The 17,705-nt window shown below is 66.1% G+C and carries 15 protein-coding genes; 7 read left to right on the forward strand and 8 right to left on the reverse strand.

Going from position 1 to position 17,705, the window contains the following annotated elements; translation table 11 throughout:
* Window positions 1–630, reverse strand: a complete 630-nt coding sequence (hisH, locus tag DMR_RS09980) for an imidazole glycerol phosphate synthase subunit HisH (RefSeq protein WP_015860782.1) — start codon at window positions 628–630, stop codon at window positions 1–3.
* A 140-nt stretch (window positions 631–770) separates the two neighbouring features.
* Between hisH and rfaD the strand changes: the two genes are divergently transcribed.
* On the forward strand, window positions 771–1,742 hold the full coding sequence (gene rfaD, locus DMR_RS09985; protein ID WP_015860783.1) for an ADP-glyceromanno-heptose 6-epimerase: 972 nt from the start codon (window positions 771–773) through the stop codon (window positions 1,740–1,742).
* Window positions 1,743–1,867: 125 nt separating this feature from the next.
* Here rfaD and glpX read toward each other — a convergent pair whose 3' ends face one another.
* The 6 genes from glpX to DMR_RS10015 all read right to left on the reverse strand — a co-directional run bounded on the left by glpX (window position 1,868) and on the right by DMR_RS10015 (window position 9,162).
* Complete coding sequence (glpX, locus tag DMR_RS09990) at window positions 1,868–2,851, reverse strand: class II fructose-bisphosphatase (protein ID WP_015860784.1); 984 nt, start codon at window positions 2,849–2,851, stop codon at window positions 1,868–1,870.
* Window positions 2,852–3,005: 154 nt separating this feature from the next.
* Window positions 3,006–5,000: a transketolase gene (tkt, locus tag DMR_RS09995; protein WP_015860785.1), complete on the reverse strand. Its 1,995-nt coding sequence runs from the start codon at window positions 4,998–5,000 to the stop codon at window positions 3,006–3,008.
* 34 nt (window positions 5,001–5,034) lie between these two features.
* Window positions 5,035–5,490, reverse strand: a complete 456-nt coding sequence (gene rpiB, locus DMR_RS10000; protein WP_015860786.1) for a ribose 5-phosphate isomerase B — start codon at window positions 5,488–5,490, stop codon at window positions 5,035–5,037.
* Window positions 5,491–5,513: 23 nt separating this feature from the next.
* Window positions 5,514–6,344, reverse strand: a complete 831-nt coding sequence (locus tag DMR_RS10005) for a lipoprotein insertase outer membrane protein LolB (protein ID WP_015860787.1) — start codon at window positions 6,342–6,344, stop codon at window positions 5,514–5,516.
* The gene (locus DMR_RS10010) at window positions 6,345–8,048 is read right to left on the reverse strand and encodes a tetratricopeptide repeat protein (RefSeq protein ID WP_043601651.1); all 1,704 of its coding nucleotides are present in this window, start codon (window positions 8,046–8,048) and stop codon (window positions 6,345–6,347) included.
* Between the two features lie 67 nt (window positions 8,049–8,115).
* Window positions 8,116–9,162 (reverse strand): sigma-70 family RNA polymerase sigma factor, encoded by a 1,047-nt coding sequence (locus DMR_RS10015; RefSeq protein WP_015860789.1) that lies wholly within the window; start codon window positions 9,160–9,162, stop codon window positions 8,116–8,118.
* A gap of 198 nt (window positions 9,163–9,360) precedes the next feature.
* Here DMR_RS10015 and DMR_RS10020 point away from each other — a divergent pair, with 198 nt between their 5' ends.
* The 6 genes from DMR_RS10020 to radA all read left to right on the forward strand — a co-directional run bounded on the left by DMR_RS10020 (window position 9,361) and on the right by radA (window position 16,028).
* Window positions 9,361–11,778 carry a homocysteine S-methyltransferase family protein gene (locus DMR_RS10020; protein WP_015860790.1) on the forward strand — a complete coding sequence of 806 codons (2,418 nt, stop codon included), beginning with the start codon at window positions 9,361–9,363 and terminating at the stop codon, window positions 11,776–11,778.
* Window positions 11,779–12,064: 286 nt separating this feature from the next.
* A complete protein-coding gene (locus DMR_RS10025; RefSeq protein ID WP_043600448.1) occupies window positions 12,065–12,535 on the forward strand; it encodes a TlpA family protein disulfide reductase in 471 nt (156 codons plus the stop codon).
* The gene (locus DMR_RS10030; protein WP_015860792.1) at window positions 12,532–12,999 is read left to right on the forward strand and encodes an N-acetyltransferase; all 468 of its coding nucleotides are present in this window, start codon (window positions 12,532–12,534) and stop codon (window positions 12,997–12,999) included. Before DMR_RS10025 ends, DMR_RS10030 begins: the two co-directional genes overlap by 4 nt.
* Window positions 13,000–13,040: 41 nt before the next feature.
* A complete protein-coding gene (gene hpt, locus DMR_RS10035; RefSeq protein ID WP_006921399.1) occupies window positions 13,041–13,562 on the forward strand; it encodes a hypoxanthine phosphoribosyltransferase in 522 nt (173 codons plus the stop codon).
* A gap of 56 nt (window positions 13,563–13,618) precedes the next feature.
* Window positions 13,619–14,689 (forward strand): DUF3426 domain-containing protein, encoded by a 1,071-nt coding sequence (locus tag DMR_RS10040; protein ID WP_015860793.1) that lies wholly within the window; start codon window positions 13,619–13,621, stop codon window positions 14,687–14,689.
* A 1-nt stretch (window position 14,690) separates the two neighbouring features.
* A complete protein-coding gene (gene radA / locus DMR_RS10045; protein ID WP_015860794.1) occupies window positions 14,691–16,028 on the forward strand; it encodes a DNA repair protein RadA in 1,338 nt (445 codons plus the stop codon).
* Window positions 16,029–16,137: 109 nt separating this feature from the next.
* Here radA and DMR_RS10050 read toward each other — a convergent pair whose 3' ends face one another.
* Window positions 16,138–17,616, reverse strand: coding sequence for a fused MFS/spermidine synthase (locus DMR_RS10050; protein ID WP_015860795.1), 1,479 nt, complete (start codon window positions 17,614–17,616; stop codon window positions 16,138–16,140).
* Between the last annotated feature and the right edge of the window lie 89 nt (window positions 17,617–17,705).

Below are 17,705 nucleotides of genomic sequence, written 5' to 3' on the forward strand. Positions count from 1 at the left end.
TTAAGCCTCCTGGCAATAGGCGGCGAAGTTGCGCAAAAGCGCCAGCCCCGGGCGACCGCTTTTTTCCGGGTGGAACTGCACGGCCCAAAGGCCACGGCGTCCGTGGACGGAACAGAAATCCAGGCCGTAACGGGTGAGGCCGAGGACGTATTCCCGGGCGGGCACGGGATAGTAGCTGTGGACGAAGTAGAATTCCGAGGCCGGGTCGATGCCGTCGAAGAGTTCGCATTCCTTGGCCAGGGCGACCTTGTTCCAGCCCATGTGGGGAATGCGGATGGGCTGGTCGTCCTCGTCGGTGAGCGCCGGGTTGAACATGGCGCACTGGCCGGGAATGATGCCAAGGGCCTTGGTGTCATTTTCCGGGCTGTAGTCGAGGATGATCTGGCAACCGAGACAGATGCCCAGCAGCGGCTTTTCGGCGGCGACCTGCTCTGCTAAAAGGGCGTCCAGGCCGGTGGCGGTCAAATGGCGCATGGCCTGGCCGGCCGCGCCCACGCCCGGGAAGATCAGGCCCGAGGCGTCGGCGATGACGGCTGGATCGGCGGTGATGCGGCAGGGAATGCCGAGATGGTCCAGGGCGCGCCGCACGCTGGTCTGGTTTCCGGCCTCGTAGTCCAGGATGGCAAGCATGGAGTTCTCCTTCGCCGGGAAGGTCGTCCCGAAAAGGCGGTTTGGCCCGGGCGGGACGCGGCATTGCGGCGGCCAAGCCGCCGGGGTTTCGCAGAAGGCGGTTGTGAACATTTTAGGCATTTTTGGCAAGGGAGGCGGGCATGATCATCGTCACGGGCGGGGCCGGGTTCCTGGGCAGCGGGCTGGTGTGGGGGCTTAACGCCGCCGGGTACGACGACATTTTGGTGGTGGACAACCTGGGGCACGGCGACAAATGGAAAAATCTCGTCAATCGCCGTTTTGCCGACTACCTGCACAAGGACGCCTTTTTGGAGGCCATCGCCGAGGCCAAGGACCCCTTTGGGGCCACGTCCGTCATCCATCTCGGGGCTTGCTCCGCCACCACCGAGACCGACGCCGAGTATCTCATGCGCAACAACACGGCCTATACCAAGGCCGTGGCCCGCTATGCCCTGGAGGCCGGGGCGCGGCTGGTCGTCGCTTCCTCGGCCGCCACCTACGGCGACGGCAGCCTGGGGTTTGACGACGACCCGGGCGGCCTGGGCGCGCTTAAGCCGCTCAACATGTACGGCTATTCCAAGCATCTCTTCGACTTGTGGGCGCGGCGGGAAGGCTTGTTGGGGCAACTGGCCAGCCTCAAGTTCTTCAACGTCTACGGCCCCAACGAGTATCACAAGGCCGACATGCGATCGGTGGTCTGCAAGGCCTACGCCCAAATCGGCAAGACGGGCCGGCTGTCGCTGTTCAAGTCCAGCCGGGCGGACTATCCCGACGGCGGCCAGAAGCGGGATTTTCTGTACGTCAAGGACGCCGTGGCCGTGATGCTGTGGCTGCTGGAGCATCCCGAGGTGGGCGGGGTCTACAACGTGGGCAGCGGCGCGGCCAGGACCTGGAACGATCTGGCGGCTGCGGTCTTTTCGGCCATGGGAAAGGCCCTGGCCGTGGACTACATCCCCATGCCCGAGGCCATACGCGGCAAGTACCAGTATTTCACCGAGGCCAAAATGGATCGGCTGCACGCCGCCGGCTGCGCCAACTCCTTCATGACTCTGGAAGAGGGCGTGGCCGACTACGTGAAGGGCTACCTGTCCCAGCCCGACCGTTATCTTTAGCAGCTCCTCATGCCATGGAAAACGGCCGGCCGGACGCCTCGCGTCCGGCCGGCCGTTTTCCTATGCAGGGGGTCCGGGGGCCTCAGGCCCCCGGCCGCCGGAGGCATCTTCCTCTTTGTCTTCCCTTAATCGTACTTCACCGCGCTGATTTCCATCAGCTTATCCAACCGGATGCGGGTTTCGATGCGGCGCATGGTGCCGGTTTTGCCGCGCATGACCAGGGAGTGGGTGACGGCGTGGGTGCCAGTGAAGGCCACGCCTTCGAGGAACGCGCCGCCGGAGATGCCGGTGGCGGCGAAATAGGTGTCGTCGCTGCGCACCAGGGTTTCCTCGGTGAAGACCTGCTTGCAGTCGATCCCGGCCTCGGCCAGGGCGGCCGCCTCGGCTTCGGACTGGGGATCAAGCCGGGCCAGCATCCGACCGCCAAGGGCCCGGATGGCGCAGGCCGAGAGCACGCCTTCAGGGGTGCCGCCGGTGCCGCACATGACGTCCACCACGTTGTCCGGGTCCACGGCCATGAGCGAACCGGCCACGTCGCCGTCGGTGTGGAGCTGGATGCGGGCGCCGGCGGTGCGGATTTCCTGGATGAGCGCCTTGTGTCGCGGTTTGTCCAGGACAAAGACCACGAGGTCGTCCATGTCCTTGCCCAGGGCCTTGGCGATTTTCTTGAGATTCTCCCCGATGGGCGCGTCGAGTTCCACGGCTTCCTTGGCCTGGGGCGGGACCACGAGCTTTTGCATGTAGTAGCTGGGTCCGGGGTTGAACATGGAGCCGCGCGGGGCGATGCCGACCACGGAGATGGCGTTGGGCCGGCCGTAGGCCAGCAGGTTGGTGCCTTCCACCGGGTCCACGGCCACGTCCACGGCATGGCCCTGGCCGCTGCCCACGCGCTCGCCGTTATACAGCATGGGGGCTTCGTCTTTTTCGCCTTCGCCGATGATGATGACGCCGTCGATGGGCAGGGTGTTAAACGACAGGCGCATGGCGTCCACGGCGGCCTGGTCGCCGGCGTTCTTGTCGCCGCGTCCGAGCCAGCGCGAGGAACTCAAGGCCGCCGCTTCGGTCACCCGTACGAGGTCAAGGCCCAGGTTTCTGTCCGGCGCTTCCATGGCAAGGCTCCTTTTGTGCGGGCGGGAGAGGATGGGAAGGCCCGGCGCGCCGTCCCGTCGGCCATGCCGGGCGTTATTCCAAAAGGCCCCGCGCGCCTGCGCGCGCGGGGCCGGCTAAACGGAACCGTAAGCAACCGGGGCGTCCCGGCCGATGTTATCGACGTTCCCAGGCGGCCTTGACGGCGGCGGCCAGGGCTGTGGGCGTGAATCCATAGGCCTCGGCCAGCTTTTCGGCCGGGGCGGAGGCACCAAAGCGCGAGATGCCGTGGATGCGGTCCATGCGGCCGGTGTACTGGCACCACAGCTCGGGCCGGCCAGCTTCCACGGCGAAGCGGAAGGGGATGGCCGAGGGCAGCACGCTTTCCTTGTAGGCCTCGGGCTGCTCGTTGAAGATCTCCATGCAGGGGATGCTGACGATGCGGATGGCCAGCTCCGGCAAGAGCTTGGCCGCGGCCATGGCCAGGGAGACTTCCGAGCCGGCGGCCAGAAGGATCATGTCCGGCTTGCCGCCTTCCGGCTCGACCAGGACGTAGCCGCCCTTGGCCGTCCCTTCCTGGAGTCCGGGATAGTGGGCCGGATCAAGGACCGGGAGGTTCTGGCGGGTGAGGAGCAGACAGGTCGGCCGGTTGACCCGGGTCAGCGCCATTTCCAGGCAGGCGCAAGTCTCGTAGGCGTCGGCCGGGCGCATGACGAGCATGTTTGGAATAAGGCGTAGGGAGCTGGTCTGCTCGATGGGCTCGTGGGTGGGGCCGTCCTCGCCAACGTAGAAGGAATCGTGGGTGAACACGTGCAGGGCCGGAATGCGCTGCAGCGCGGCCATGCGCAGGGCGTTGCGCTCGTAGTCGGAGAAGATGAGGAAGGTCGCGCCAAAGGCCATGAGCCCGCCGTGGAGCGTGATGCCGTTGACGATGGCCCCCATAGGGAATTCGCGCACGCCGAAGCACAGGGTGCGGCCGAGTTTGTTCTCCGGCCCGAAGACGCCGGTGGTCTTGCGGAACTTCTCGGTCTGGTTGGACGGATCGAGGTCGGCCGAACCGCCGACAAGAAGCGGGAAGTCCGGGGTGATGGCGTCCAGCGCCTTGCCCCAGGCCGAACGGGTGGCCACGGCCTTGGCCGGGTCGAAGGTCGGCCAGTTGAAGGTCCGGTTGCCCGGGGCGCGCTTGGCCTGCCGCCAGAGGTCCTCGAAGCCGGCGTCGGCGGCCAGCTTGGCTTCCAGGGTCTTGTCCCAGGCCTTGCGGGCGGCGACCAGCTCGGGCCAGCGGGCGCGGAAATGCTTGCCCACCTCGGCCGGCAGGTAGAATTTCCGGTCTTCGGGCAAACCGAGGTTTTTCTTGGTGGCCTTGATCTCGTCTTCGCTAAAGGGCGCGCCGTGGGAAGCGCAGTCGCCCTCCATGGTGCAGGAACCCTTGGCGATGGTGGTCAGGCCGATGATCATGGACGGCCGGGAGGTTTCGGCCTTGGCCGCCTCGATGGCCGTCCTGATGGCGGCATGGTCGTGGCCGTCGATCTCGACGACATGCCAGCCCATGCTCGTAAAGAGCTTAGCATAGTCCACATGGTCGCAGATGGCCACCGGCCCCGAGAGCTGGACCTGGTTCTTGTCGAAAAGAACGATGAGCCGTCCCAGTCCCCACAGGCCGGCCAGGGCGGCCGAACCCTGGAACACCGGGGTCTGGACGTCGCCGTCGGAAGAAAGGACATAGGTGTAATGCCCGGCGACGTCGTCGCCCAGGCGCTCGCGCAACATGGCCTCGGCAACGGCCATGCCCACGGACATGGAAAAGCCCTGGCCCAGCGGCCCGGTGGTGCACTCGACGCCCGGGGTCTCGTAATTCTCGGGATGGCCCGGGGTTTTACTGCCGAACTGCCGGAAATGCTCAAGGTCTTCCATGGTCAAAAGCCCGCGCAGATGCAGCAAAGCGTAGAGCAGCATGGACTCGTGGCCGGCCGAGAGCACGAACCGGTCGCGGTCGAACCAGGTCGGATCGGCCGGATCGTAGCGCAGGTAGTCCTTGAACAGCACGTACGCCATGTCCGCGGAAGACATGGCTCCGCCCGGGTGGCCGGAGGCGGCCTTGCGGGTGGCGTCCATGATGAGGCCTTTGATGACGTTGACGGCCTGGGCGTCGCTGGCGGATGCGGTGGTCATGGAGGGTTCCTCGACAGGGCGGTTGGAAGGTTGTCTACAGCCCGCAGCCGGGCCGGCAGGTTTCGATCAGGTCCACGCGGCGCTGGTGGCGGCCGCCTTCGAAGGCGGTGTCCATGAAGGCGTCGACGATGGAGGCGGCCAGCCCCTGGCCGATGACACGCTCGCCCAGGCACAAGACGTTGGCGTCGTTGTGCAGGCGGGTCATGCGGGCCAGGTATTCGTTGACGCAAAGGGCGGCCCGGATGCCGGGGATGCGGTTGGCGGCCATGGACATGCCGATGCCGGTGCCGCAGATGAGGATGCCGCACGATCCCGTGGTTTCCAGGACCTTGGCGCACACGGCCTTGGCGAAATCGGGGTAGTCCACGCTCTTGGCTTCGGACGGGCCGAGATCGACCACGGCATGGCCGGCAGCGGCGAGATGGGCCGCGACAACGGTTTTGAGTTCCAGGCCGGCATGGTCGGAGCCGAGGAAAACGGTCTTGGGCATGGGCGTACTCCGCGTGGCGCGGTTTAAAGTTCCGGCAAAAGCCCGCCGTCGCCGGCGGCGTCCAGGGGCCGCACGGCCACGTTTGGCGGGACGGGCAGTTCCAAGTCGGCGGCCGGGTAGGGGGCCGGGCGGGGGGAGAGGGTCTTGACGCGAAGGATAAGCGTCGCTCCGCCGGGGGTGGTCAGGACAAGGCGTCTGGCCACGGGCGCGCCATAGCCCGGGGTCGCCTCGTCGTCCTCGAAATCGATGCGCCAGGGTTCCACGCCCCGGCCGGTCAGATGTCGCGGTTTCCCTTGGAAGTCAAGGGTGAGCGAGGACAGGCGCGGGTCGCCGGTAAAGGCGTATTCGTAGCCGCCTTGGACTTTCTTGGCCGAGGCATAACGGGGCGAGGCCAGTTCGCCCAGGCGTCCCGAGACGATGGCGGCCAATTCGCGCAGGGTAAAGGGCAGAGGCATCCCGAGCTTGGCCGCGCCGACCCGGGTGTCGGCGTGGGTGTAAAGGGTGTCGCGGCTGGGCACGAAGGCGGTGAATTCGCCGCCGGCCTCGCGCAGATGGGCGTAGGCCCCGCCCATGGGCGTGGTCAGGTCCAGGCGCACCGGCGCGGCGTAGTTGCCGAAAAAGCGGTAGTTGAGCCGGCCGCTCTTGCCAGCCCGGGCGAAGCTCAAGGAACCGGACAGGGAAAAGGCCTTGGCCGGCTCATTTTTGGCTTGGGCGTCCAGGAAAGTCTGGTAGACGGCCTTGGCCTCGTCGGCGGGGCCTGGCGCGCCGGGTTTGGCCGGGGCGCAGCCGCCGAGGGCGGCCACGACCAGGGCGGCGAAAAGCAGCAGGCGGGCGGGCAGGGCGCTGCGGCGCATTTACAGGGCCTCCAGCTTCTTTTTCACGGCGGCCGGCGTCTCGGAGCCGAGTTCCAGGGCACTGCGGTAGGCCTTGCGAGCCTCTTCGGGCCGGCCGGCGGCCACGGCGATGTCGCCGTAGTGCTCCCAGATGATGGCGTCCTTGACCTTCTGGGCAATGGCCTTTTCAATGGCGGCAAAGGCCGCGTCGGTTCTTTTGAGCTTGTACAACGTCCAGGCCAGGGAATCGAGAAAAAAGGGATTGTCCGGCTCTTTTTCCAGGGCCTTTTCGATCATGGACAGGGCCCGCTCCAGATCGCGGCCTTCCTCGGCCAGGGAATAGCCGAGATAGTTGAGGGCATCAGGGTGGCTGCCGTCCTTGGCCACGATGCGTTCCATGACGGCCTTGGCCTCGTCGCGGCGTTTGAGTTTTTCCAGGCCCACGCCGTAACGGTAGAGGATATCCAGGTCGTCAGGCCAGGTCTTGACGGCTTCTTCCAGGGTCTTGACCGCTCCGGCGATGTCGCCGGCCTTGTCCTTGACGGCGGCTTCCAGGGCGACAAACTCGCGCCGGTCCGGGAAGCGCTCCCTGGCCTCGCGCACCACGGCGGCGGCGGCAGCCATGTTGCCGGTTTCGGACGCAATCTGGACGCGAAAGCTCAAGCTCTTGTCGTAATTCGGATTGTCCGCCGGCACCTTGGCCAGAATGGCCAGGGCCGCCTTGGGGTTTTTCTCGCCTTCATAGGTGAGCACGGCGTCGTAGAAGGGCAGGTCCGGGCTTGACGGGTCGGCGGCGCGCAGCATTTCGTAAACCTGCCGGGCCTGTTTGGGCTGGCCGGCCTCGACCAGGGCGGACATGGCGTCGAGGTATTGCGATTTGCCGGTGGGGCCTTCCTTGAGCAGGGCCAGCGCCTTGGCCGGATTTTTCTGGCGGATGGCCAAGCGCACGAGCTTGGCCCGCACCTCGGGTGATTCCTCGCCAAGGGACAGCATCCGCTGGTAGGCGTCCTGGGCGCCTTTGAAATCCCCTTCGGCTTCGAGCAGGGCGGCCAGTTCGGCCCAGGCCGGCATGAGGCCGGCGTCGGCGGCCACGGCGGCCCGGTAATGGCGCATGGCGTCCTTGGCCCGCCCGGAGCCCGCGGCGGCCTTGGCCATCAAATAGAGCACCGTGGCGTCGCGTTCGCCTTCGGGAATGCGGCCCAGCAGTTCTCCGGCCTCCTTGTTGCGGCCGGCGTCGATCTCCAGCGAGGCCAGTTCCTGGACGGCGGCGTAGTCCTTGGGCTGGCTGGCCAGGAAGGATTCGAGAACCTTGATGGCCTGGTCGTTGAGCCGGCGCATCTGGTAGGCGTTAGCCAGATAGAAATTGACCTGCCGGCTGCCGGGAAAGGCGGTCCGGGCTTGTTCCAGGGTTTCGGTGGCCTTTTCCCGCTCGTTTTGTCCCCAGTAGAGGTTGGCCAGCTCCACGGAAAGATCGGGCGAGGGGTGGGCGGCGGCCAGCCCGGCCAGGGTCTGGGCGGCGTCCTCCTTGCGGCCCTGGCGTAGGAGATCCTGGTAGACCAGGAACTGGTAATTCACCTCGGCCGACGGGGACAGACCGCGCGCCGCATAGGCGTTGCGGGCCAGCCGGCTGGAGGCGCAGGAGTTGGACAACAGACACGGCAAAAGCGCCAGGACCAGCAGGACTGGCAGGCGCGCCGGGAACAGGCGGTTTCGTGCTTCGGGCATGACCGGCATCCGTTGCGCCGGCCGGCCCCGCCGCCCGGCAAGGGGCGGCGGGGCCGGCTTGGCGGCGCTATTCGTCCTTGTGAATCCAGTCCGAGGAAAAATCCTCGATGCGTTTGGACAGATGATCCTTAAGCTTTTCCAGGAGCCGGGATTCGATCTGGCGCACCCGTTCCCGGGTGATGCCGTATTTCGCGCCGATTTCCCGCAGGGTCACGGGAGAGTCGGACAGGATGCGGTTGTCGAGCAGCTCAATCTCTTTCTCGTTGAGCTTGGGCCGGATGGACTGGATGTGCTTGTCGAGCTGGTGCGAGATCTCGTCGCCGGCCAGGATCTCCTCGATGCCGGGCGTGAGCGCCGGCAGGAAATCCAGACGCGTGGACGTGGTGTCGTCGCCTAGGGACACGTCCAGGGACAGATCGTTGCCGCTTAAGCGCTGATCCATCTCCACAATGTCGGATTCCGTGACGTTTAGGGCCTGGGAGAGCTGGGCGGCGCTGGGGTCGAAGCCGAGGCTTTGCAGACGCTGGCGTTCCTTGTTCAAATTATAGAACAGTTTGCGCTGGGCCTGAGTAGTCCCGATCTTGACCATGCGCCAGTTGTCCATGATGTACTTGAGGATGTAGGCCTTGATCCAATAGGCGGCGTAATAGGAGAATTTGATGCCCTTGTCCGGGTCGAACTTGGTCACGGCCCGCATGAGGCCGACGTTGCCTTCCTGGATGAGGTCAAGCACGTTTTGCATCCAGCGGCGCTGGAAGTCCATGGCGATCTTGACCACCAGACGCAGATGGGAGGAAATGAGGCGAAAGGCTGCTTTTTGATCGTTCGCGTCGCGCACCCGGCGGGCCAGTTCCTGCTCTTCCTCGGGCTTGAGCATGGGAAACTTCCCGATTTCACGCAGATAGAGCTGGAGCGGGTCACGGGTGGAGAGCGAACCCTCGGAGCGGGGGCGCGGCGCTGGCAAAGTGAACGTGTCGGCAGCGTCTATTTCAAGGTCGGGGTCGAGGGTTGGTTCGTGGGCGTCGTCGTCGGCGTCGGCGTCGAGCACCTCGGGCTCGACCGGGTCGAGGTCCGTGTCATCAGGGGAAATTTCTTGATCGTCGTGGATTTCCATCGGATACTGACCGTGCTTACGGGTGCGGCCGCACCGCTTGAGTTGGCCCGGGCAGGTTGCCCGCGCCGGTAAAGGCGCTGTCTCGCATGCCTACCTCTCCCTGTAAAGTTTTGGTTTGTCCTTTTCAATGTTTTTCAGTAGACGGGCCGCGTTTCTCGTCAACGACAAGCGGGCCGCCGGCCGGCTGAAGGAGATCTTGTGGGCGATTTCAGAAAGGCGCTTGCCGACGACACGCTGCTCCTGTTTGACGGAGCCATGGGCACCCTGCTCCAGGGCCGGGGCCTGTCCGCCGGTCAGTCCCCGGAACTGTTCGGCCTGACCAACCCCGACGCCATCATCGGCGCGCACCGGGATTATGTCCAGGCCGGCTCCCGGGTCATCACCACCAACACCTTCGGCGGCTCGCGCTACAAGCTGCCGGCCGGCACCGACGTCGCCGGGCTCAACCGCGAAATGGCCCGTCTGGCCCGGCAGGCCGCCGGGCCGGGCGTGTTCGTGGCCGGCTCAGTCGGCCCCACCGGCCACTTTGTCGCCCCCCTTGGCAAAGCCAGTCTGCGCGATCTGGTCGAGGCCTTTGCCGAGCAGATTCGGGGCCTGGCCGAGGGCGGCTGCGATCTCATCATTGGCGAGACCCACTTCGACCTGGCCGAGGCCAAGGCCGTCATCCTGGCCTGCCGGCAGGTCTGCTCCCTGCCCGTGGCCATGTGCATGACCTTCGAAGGCGCGGCCAGCCTCACCGGATCAAGCCCCGAAGTGTTTGCCGACGCCATGGAGAATTTGGGCGTCGCGCTTATCGGCGTCAACTGCGGCCAGGGCCCCGACGACATGCGCCTAGTCGGCGAAGCCTTCTCGCGCCGCCTGAAAACGCCCTTTTTCGTCAAGCCCAACGCCGGGATGCCGCGTCTGGAAAACGGCCGCACCGTATTTCCCATGGGACCTGACGAATTCGCCGAAAAGACCGCCCGCTTTGTTGATCTCGGGGCCAAGGCCTTGTCCGGCTGCTGCGGCACCACCCCGGCCCACATCGCCGCCTTGGGCGCGGCCCTTGCCCCCCGCAGCTGGAAGCGGGTCGACACGCCAGACCGCCCGGTCCTGGCCGTCACCTCGCGCTCCATGGTCGTGCCCATCGGCGGCGGCGCGCCCCTGGCCGTCATCGGCGAGCGCATCAATCCAACAGGCAAGGCCGAGCTGGCTGCCGAACTGGCCGCCGGAGAGTTCGCCAAGGCCCTGCACTTCGCCGAGGAGCAAACCGCTGCCGGGGCGCATATTCTCGACGTCAACGTGGGCGCGCCCATGGTCGACGAGACGGCCGTCCTGCCGGGGCTGGCCCTGGAACTGGTCAAGCGGCAGCAGTTGCCCCTGTGCCTCGATTCCAACAACATCGACGCCCTGACCGCCGGCCTGTGGGCCTATCCGGGCACGCCCCTGGTCAATTCCATCAGCGGCGAACCCGGCCGCATGGAGCGCCTGGGGCCCGTCTGCCGCGACCACGGCGCGCCGTTTATCCTGCTGCCGCTCAAAGGCCGCAAGCTCCCGGTCAGCGCCGCCGAACGCCTGGCCATCATCGAGGAGCTGCTTCTCCAGGCCGAGGCCCTGGGCATCCCGCGCCGCCTCATCCTGGTCGATGCTCTGGCGCTCACCGTCTCCTCCAAGCCCGAGGCCGCCCTGGCCTGCCTGGAGGTCATCCGGACCTGCCGGGACAAGTGGGGGCTGCCCACCGTGCTTGGCCTGTCCAACATTTCCTTTGGCCTGCCGGGCCGGGAGCTCGTCAACAGCGCCTTTTTCGCCATGTGCCTGGGGGCCGGCATGGCCGCGGCCATCGCCAACCCCAACGTGCCGCGCCTCATGGAGACCTTGGCCGCCGGCGAGGTGCTCATGGGCCGCGATCCCCAGGCCGGGCGGTACATCGCCGGCTACGCCGGCTGGAAGCCCAGTTCGGGCGGCGGGAACGGATCTCCGTCCGGCCCGGCCTCGGGCGGGGCCGACGACGGCCAAAGTCCGCTGCGTCGGGCCGTGGTCTACGGCCGGCGTGAAGAGGTGCTGGAGCGCATCGAAAAGGCTTTGGCCGAGGGAGCCGACGCGGCCACGCTGCTTGGCGAGGAGCTTATTCCCGGCATCATGAGCGTGGGCGAGCGCTACGAGCGCAAGGAATTCTACCTGCCCCAGCTTTTGGCCGCCGCCGAGGCCATGCGGGCCGGCTTCACCCGCCTGGAGCCGCTTCTGACCGAGGCCGGCGCGGCCGCCAAGGCCCGCATTGTCATGGCCACGGTGGAGGGCGACATCCACGACATCGGCAAGAACATCGTGTGCCTGATGCTCAAAAACCACGGTTTCGAAGTCATCGACCTCGGCAAGGACGTGCCTGCGGCCCGCATCGTGGAAGCGGCCGAGGAGCACAAGGCCGCCGTCATCGGCCTTTCGGCGCTTATGACCACCACCATGGTGCGCATGGAGGACACGGTACGCCTGCTGCGGGACAAGGGCCTGGCCATCCCGGTCATGGTCGGCGGGGCGGTGGTCACCGAGGCTTTTGCCAAGTCCATCGGCGCGGCCGCCTACGCCGCCGACGCCGTGGACGCCGTGCGCCAGGCCAAGGCCCTGGCCGGCGGGGCCTAGGGGCGCGCCCTCGACAACCGTCGAGGACGATTCGCGGTTATTTTACATAAATATTTGATTTATAGTGGGAAATTCTGTCGCATTTGTTAAGGGGCGCGACACTGGCCTTCGCGGCCGACCGGGAGTACTGAGCGGTGATCATGCTGTCGCCAATCGTTTCCCGAAAGGCGCAAGCGGCCTGTTTCGAACCCGCGGCAGTAGGAAAAAACAACTGGCGCGGCCCGGCGCGTTTGGAGTAAAAGCTCCTGGCGGCCACGCCGCGCAATCGCACTCGTGGAGGACGCCGTTGCGTATTTCTTCCCTCATGCTGGCTCTGGCGCTTTTGTGCCTGCCCGCCACCAAGGCCTTGGCCCAGGACGCCGGAACCATAAACGGCCAGGGCGTCCTTGACGCCGTGGTCGCGGCCCAGGGCAAGGTCGTGGTCATCGACTTCTTCGCTTCCTGGTGCAAGCCCTGCCTCATGGAGATTCCGGAGTTCATTGAGGCCCGCAAGCACTATCCCGCCGACAAGGTGGTCTTTATCGGCATCTCCCTGGACCAGGATCAGGGGCAGTACTTCCGCTTCGTCAAGCAGACGCCCTTCAATTTTCCGGTCTATCTGGCCGATCCCGACGTCATCAGCACTTTTGGTGTCAAGATGATTCCCAAGACCATTATCTATGACCCGGCCGGCCAGCAGGCGCTCAACCATTCCGGCTTCATGCCCGGCGAGATGCTGCGCCAGATTCTCGACAAGCTCATCGGCGGCGAGAAATGAACGGGCTATTCATCCGCAAGGCGAGAATCCAGGACGTCAAACAGATTCACGCCCTTTTGATGAGCTGCGCCCGCAAGGAATTCTTGCTGCCGCGTTCCTACAACCAGCTCTACAGCCACCTGCGCGACTTCTTTGTCCTGGCCGAGCACGACGCCCCAGGCGTTCGCGGCTGCTGCGCCCTGTCCATCTGCTGGGAAGACATCGCCGAGATCCGTTCCCTGGCCGTGGACGAGGACATCCAAAAGCAAGGCTGGGGCGGCAAGCTCGTGGAAGCCTGCTTGTCCGACGCCGTGACCCTTGGCATCTTCCGGGTGTTCACCCTGACCTACCGGCCGCACTTTTTCGAGCGGCTGGGCTTTGCGCCCGTGGAAAAGGAGCAGCTGCCCCAGAAAGTCTGGGCCGACTGCATCCATTGCCCCAAGTTTCCGGAGTGCGACGAGAACGCGCTCATCATGGAAATGTAGGCTTTTTCGCTTTATTATTATAAAATCAAACGCGGGGAACAATGTCCGAGACCTTGCGAGAAGTGTTTGGCCAGGCGGCCATTGCCGCCCGGGTGGCCGAGCTTGGCCGTGACGTGTCGGCGGCCTACGCCGGCCAGGATGTGGTGCTTGTGGGCGTGCTCAAGGGCGCGTTGCCGTTTATGGCCGATCTGTTGCGGGCCTTGGATTTCTGCCCGGAACTCGATTTCGTGCGCGTGGCCAGCTACGGCGCGGGTGTGGCTCCGGGAGCGCTACGGTTTCTCATGGACCTCGAAACCGACATCGCCGGCCGCCATGTCCTGCTGGTGGAAGACATAGTGGACACCGGCCGCTCGTTGGCCTATCTCCTCAATATGCTTAAGGAGCGAAACCCGGCCAGTATCAAGGTCTGCACGCTGCTGGATAAGCCTTATCGCCGTGAGGTCGATGTGCCTGTGGATTTCGTCGGTTTTTCGGCCCCGCCGGTGTTTCTGGTGGGCTACGGCATGGACATCGGCGAACGGCTGCGGCGGCTGCCGGCGGTTTACGAACTGATCCAAGAATAATGGCTTTGAAATTGCAGAGGTTGGCCTAAAAACGCAACCGGCGCGGGAAAGAAAACATGATCGTACAGTGCCCCAATTGCCAGGCCAAGTTCAACCTCCCCGACAACAAGGTCGGTTCCGACGGGGCCAAGCTGCGTTGCGGCAAGTGCCGCAACGTCTTTCACGTCGATCCGCCCGCGCCCCCCGAGTCCTCGGATCTCGGCGGCCTGACGGATTTCGATTTCCCTGACGATCTGGCCCCGACCCCGCCCCGGGCCGGCGCGGCCGGCGGTGATCGGCCCGGGCCGTCCATTCCCGACGACGGCGTGCCGGGCGACCTGTTCCATTCCGAGTCCTACGCCGCCCCGGCTTCGCCCAAGAAGCAAGCCGCCCCCGAGCCGGACGCCGACGACGATTTCCCGGGTGGGCCGGTCAAGCCGGGATTCAGCCTCGACGACGTGGCCGATCTGCCCCTGCCGGGCAGCCGGCCGTCAAAAGAACGACGCAAACGGGTCCTGCTGCTCGGCGGCATCCTCGTCGGACTTTTGGCAGCGACCCTGGCCGCCGTGTATTTCCTTGACCTCATGCCCGGCAAGAAAGCGGCCAAGGACGCCGGCCAGACTCCGGCCGCCGACACCGCCGCTCCGGCTCCCGACGCGGCCAAGCCGGCCGCCCCCGGAGCCGACGCCGCCAAGCCCGCAACGCCCGGAGCGCCGGCAGGCCAGGGCGCGCAAAAGCCCGAGGAAGCGGCCAAGGTCAAGGACATCATGCTGCAAAACGTGCGGCAGTATTACGTTTCCAACGAAAAGGCCGGCCAGCTCTTCGTCATCGAGGGCAAGGCCGTCAACAACTTCAAGACGCCCAAGGAAATGCTCAAGCTCGAAGCCAGCCTGTTCGATGAAAAGGGCGGCACGCTGGTTTCCAAGGAAGAGCTGGCCGGCAACACCGTGTCGCTTTTCCAGCTCCAGGTCATGACCCGCGACGAGCTCAAAAACGCCCTGGCCTCCCAAGTCGGCGTGCTCACCAACAACACCAATATCGCTCCGGCTGGCGAAGTGCCCTTCATGATGGTCTTTTTCGATCCGCCCGAAGCGGTCAAGGAATTCGGCGTCAAGGTCGTGGACGCCAAGGACCCGCCCCGGCAGTAGGATGGCGGCCAAGACCAAGCGCACCTTCGTCTGCGCCGAATGCGGCGGGGCCTCGCCCACCTGGCGCGGCCAGTGCCCTCGCTGCGGGGCCTGGAACACCCTGGCCGAAAAGCTCGGCGGACCAGCCCGAATCCCCGGCCCGGACGGCTTGCCGTCCGGGCTTCCCATTGTGCTGGGCGACCATCCCGGCGCGGATTTCAAGCCGTTTCCCACCGGCATCGACGGCCTGGACCGGGTGCTCGGCGGGGGGCTGACCCCGGGCGGCGCCGTGCTCCTTGGCGGCGAACCCGGCATCGGCAAGTCAACCTTGCTGCTGCAGCTGGCCGGCCTTGCCGCCGCCGCCGGCCGCCGGGTGGTCTACGTCTCGGGCGAGGAATCCCTGCCCCAGCTCAAATCCCGGGCCGAGCGCCTGGGCGTGCTCCACGACGGGCTGCTCGCCGCTTCCACCACCGACGCCGGCGCGGCTGTGGACATCCTGGGCGCATCTCCCGCCCCGGACCTCGTCATCCTCGACTCCGTCCAGACCATGCACGCCGCCGGAGTCGAAGGCCCAGCCGGCTCGGTCTCCCAGGTGCGGGCCGTGGCCGCCGCCTGCGTGGAAGCGGCCAAGCGTGGCGACGCCTGTCTGATCCTGGTCGGCCACGTCACCAAGGACGGCCAGATCGCCGGCCCCAAGCTCCTGGAGCACATGGTCGACACGGTACTCTACCTCGAAGGCGAGCGCCGCCACCTCTTTCGCATCCTGCGGGTGCTCAAAAACCGCTACGGCCCCACCGACGAACTGCTCGTTATGGAAATGCGCGAGGCCGGTCTGAATGAAGTGCCCGATCCTTCGACGTTTTTTCTCGGCGACCGGGACCCGGCCGTGTCCGGTTCGGCCGTGGTCATGGCCATGGAAGGCCGGCGGCCTTTTGCCGTGGAAGTCCAGGCCCTTGCCGCCAAATCCTTTCTCTCCATGCCGCGCCGGGCGGCCCTCGGCCTCGACGTCGGCCGGCTCCACCTGCTCCTGGCCGTGCTCGAAAAACGCCTGCGCCTGAATCTCGGCCAGACCGACATCTACGCCAAGATCGGCGGCGGCCTCAAAATCGCCGACCCGGGCCTGGACCTCGGCATCGCCGCCGCTGTCCTGTCCTCCTTCTACGACCGGCCGCTGCCGGCCGGCGCGGTCTTCTGGGGCGAAGTCGACCTGTCCGGCCGCATCCGGCCGGCCGCCGCCCACGATACCCGCCTCAAACAGGCTGAACGCCTGGGCTACGGCCCCATCATCAGCCCCGACGGCGGCAAGGGCCGCCCCAAAGCCGACAACCTCGGCGATCTGGCGCGGTTGTTGTTCTCGTAGTGGATAAGAGGGGGATGCCTCCGGCGGCTGGGGGCCTGAGGCCCCCAGACCCCCCAACGGGGTATAGGGGAGCCGGGTGTTTGTGGAGATGCAGTAACGTGCTTCGACGCTAATCATCGCCAAGCGTCATGGCGCACAGCCATTCCACCGGCGCGAATTCGTCCGTCAACATGAGGCCCCCGGCCAGGGAGGCCGCTTCCTGTCGCCGGCCGAGAAATCGGCGCAGCTCGTCGCTGTGGCCTTCGGGCAGGGGGCCGGGCCGGTTGCGGGCCACGAGCATCACGTTCTGAGCCGCCTGGGGCGACTCGGGGCTGCCCAGGGGGTACAGCCCGACATCCGGGAAGACCGAGGCGAAGGTGGCGGCCAGGGAGGCGATAAACCGGCTGCCGTCGCCGGCCGCCGGGCCGATAGCGTTGATGATGAGCGCGCCGTCCGGGGCCAAGAGCGCCTGGTAACGCCGGGCCGCCTCGGCCGTCACCAGATGAAACGGCGGGGCGTAGTCCGTGCCGAAGGCATCGAGATAAATAAGGTCGTAGGGGCCGCCGTCGCGGTTGACGAACATCCGCGCGTCTTCGTGAACGATGCTCAGCCCAGGCCGGGGTGTCAGCCCGAAATATTCCTCGGCCAGGGCCGTTACCCCCGGGTCGAGCTCCACCACCGTGACCGCAGCCTCGGGCCGATTGTCGAGGAAGTGGCGGGGAAAGCTGTAAGCCCCGCCGCCGATGACCAGCACCTTGGCGTTGGCCGGGGCCATGTCCAGGCCGATGGTGAAAAAACGGGTGTAACTGAGCGCCAGCTCGCCCGGTGCGTCCGGGAACATGGCCGATTGGAACCGCGACGGCCCGGTGGTCATGACCCGGATGGGCCGCGTCGAGACCGGGTCCAGGCCCTGGTAGACCAACACCCGGCCGTAAGGCGTGTCCACGTCGTGGATGCCGGCCTCGGCCAAAAGGGCGTCTTGGGCGTAAAGCCACAACCCGGCCAGGGCGACCAGCCCGGCCGCAGCCGCCTTGGCCTTGATCCCGGCGCGGGTGGCGGCCAGGGAAACGCAAACGAGAAAGCCGGCCGTGACCAGCAGGATGGTGGTGGAGCCCAGGGCGGCAACGAGGATGAAGCCGGCGGCAAAGGTGCCGACAATGCTGCCGCAGGTGGACAGGGCATAGAGCCGGCCGGCGGTTTTGCCGGCATTGGCCGTCTGGTCGAGGCTCAGGCGAACGGCAAAGGGCGAAACCATGCCGAGAAGCCCGGCCGCCGGGGCGAAAAGGAGCAGCGTGGCGGCGATGACGCCAAATCGTGGCCCAAGGCCCCGGGTGACCAGAAAATCGAGGAGCAGCGCCTTGGTGGCGGCCGTGGCGGCGGTCAACAGCGCGGCCAGGAGAATAATCCGGGCCAGCACCTTGGGGTCCGGGCGACGGTCGGCGAGCCGGCCGCCCTGCCAGTAACCCAGGGCCAGGGCGGCCATGACCACGCCGATAAGCCCGGTCCAGACCACGATGGAGGTACCCAGAAACGGGGCGAGGATGCGCGCTCCGACGATTTCCAGCACCATCACCGCCGCGCCGCAGGAAAAAACCGTGAATGCCAGCATGCCCGCTCCATTCGCTTTGCGATTGTCTACCACCGTTTACACTTACCGATAGCCGGCCCACCCCAAGCCCGTAAAGGGGGCGCGGATAG

It is taken from the genome of Solidesulfovibrio magneticus RS-1 (assembly GCF_000010665.1).
Lineage (GTDB): Bacteria > Desulfobacterota > Desulfovibrionia > Desulfovibrionales > Desulfovibrionaceae > Solidesulfovibrio > Solidesulfovibrio magneticus.

Bases quoted from the DNA above. Each gene is read 5' to 3' on its own strand.
- DMR_RS10050 (WP_015860795.1), bottom strand. From the start codon at position 17,616: ATGCTGGCATTCACGGTTTTTTCCTGCGGCGCGGCGGTGATGGTGCTG.
- hpt (WP_006921399.1), top strand. From the start codon at position 13,041: ATGTCCGAGACCTTGCGAGAAGTGTTTGGCCAGGCGGCCATTGCCGCC.
- rpiB (WP_015860786.1), bottom strand. From the start codon at position 5,490: ATGCCCAAGACCGTTTTCCTCGGCTCCGACCATGCCGGCCTGGAACTC.
- glpX (WP_015860784.1), bottom strand. From the start codon at position 2,851: ATGGAAGCGCCGGACAGAAACCTGGGCCTTGACCTCGTACGGGTGACC.
- DMR_RS10015 (WP_015860789.1), bottom strand. From the start codon at position 9,162: ATGGAAATCCACGACGATCAAGAAATTTCCCCTGATGACACGGACCTC.
- DMR_RS10030 (WP_015860792.1), top strand. From the start codon at position 12,532: ATGAACGGGCTATTCATCCGCAAGGCGAGAATCCAGGACGTCAAACAG.
- rfaD (WP_015860783.1), top strand. From the start codon at position 771: ATGATCATCGTCACGGGCGGGGCCGGGTTCCTGGGCAGCGGGCTGGTG.
- DMR_RS10040 (WP_015860793.1), top strand. From the start codon at position 13,619: ATGATCGTACAGTGCCCCAATTGCCAGGCCAAGTTCAACCTCCCCGAC.
- hisH (WP_015860782.1), bottom strand. From the start codon at position 630: ATGCTTGCCATCCTGGACTACGAGGCCGGAAACCAGACCAGCGTGCGG.
- tkt (WP_015860785.1), bottom strand. From the start codon at position 5,000: ATGACCACCGCATCCGCCAGCGACGCCCAGGCCGTCAACGTCATCAAA.
- DMR_RS10005 (WP_015860787.1), bottom strand. From the start codon at position 6,344: ATGCGCCGCAGCGCCCTGCCCGCCCGCCTGCTGCTTTTCGCCGCCCTG.
- radA (WP_015860794.1), top strand. From the start codon at position 14,691: ATGGCGGCCAAGACCAAGCGCACCTTCGTCTGCGCCGAATGCGGCGGG.
- DMR_RS10010 (WP_043601651.1), bottom strand. From the start codon at position 8,048: ATGCCCGAAGCACGAAACCGCCTGTTCCCGGCGCGCCTGCCAGTCCTG.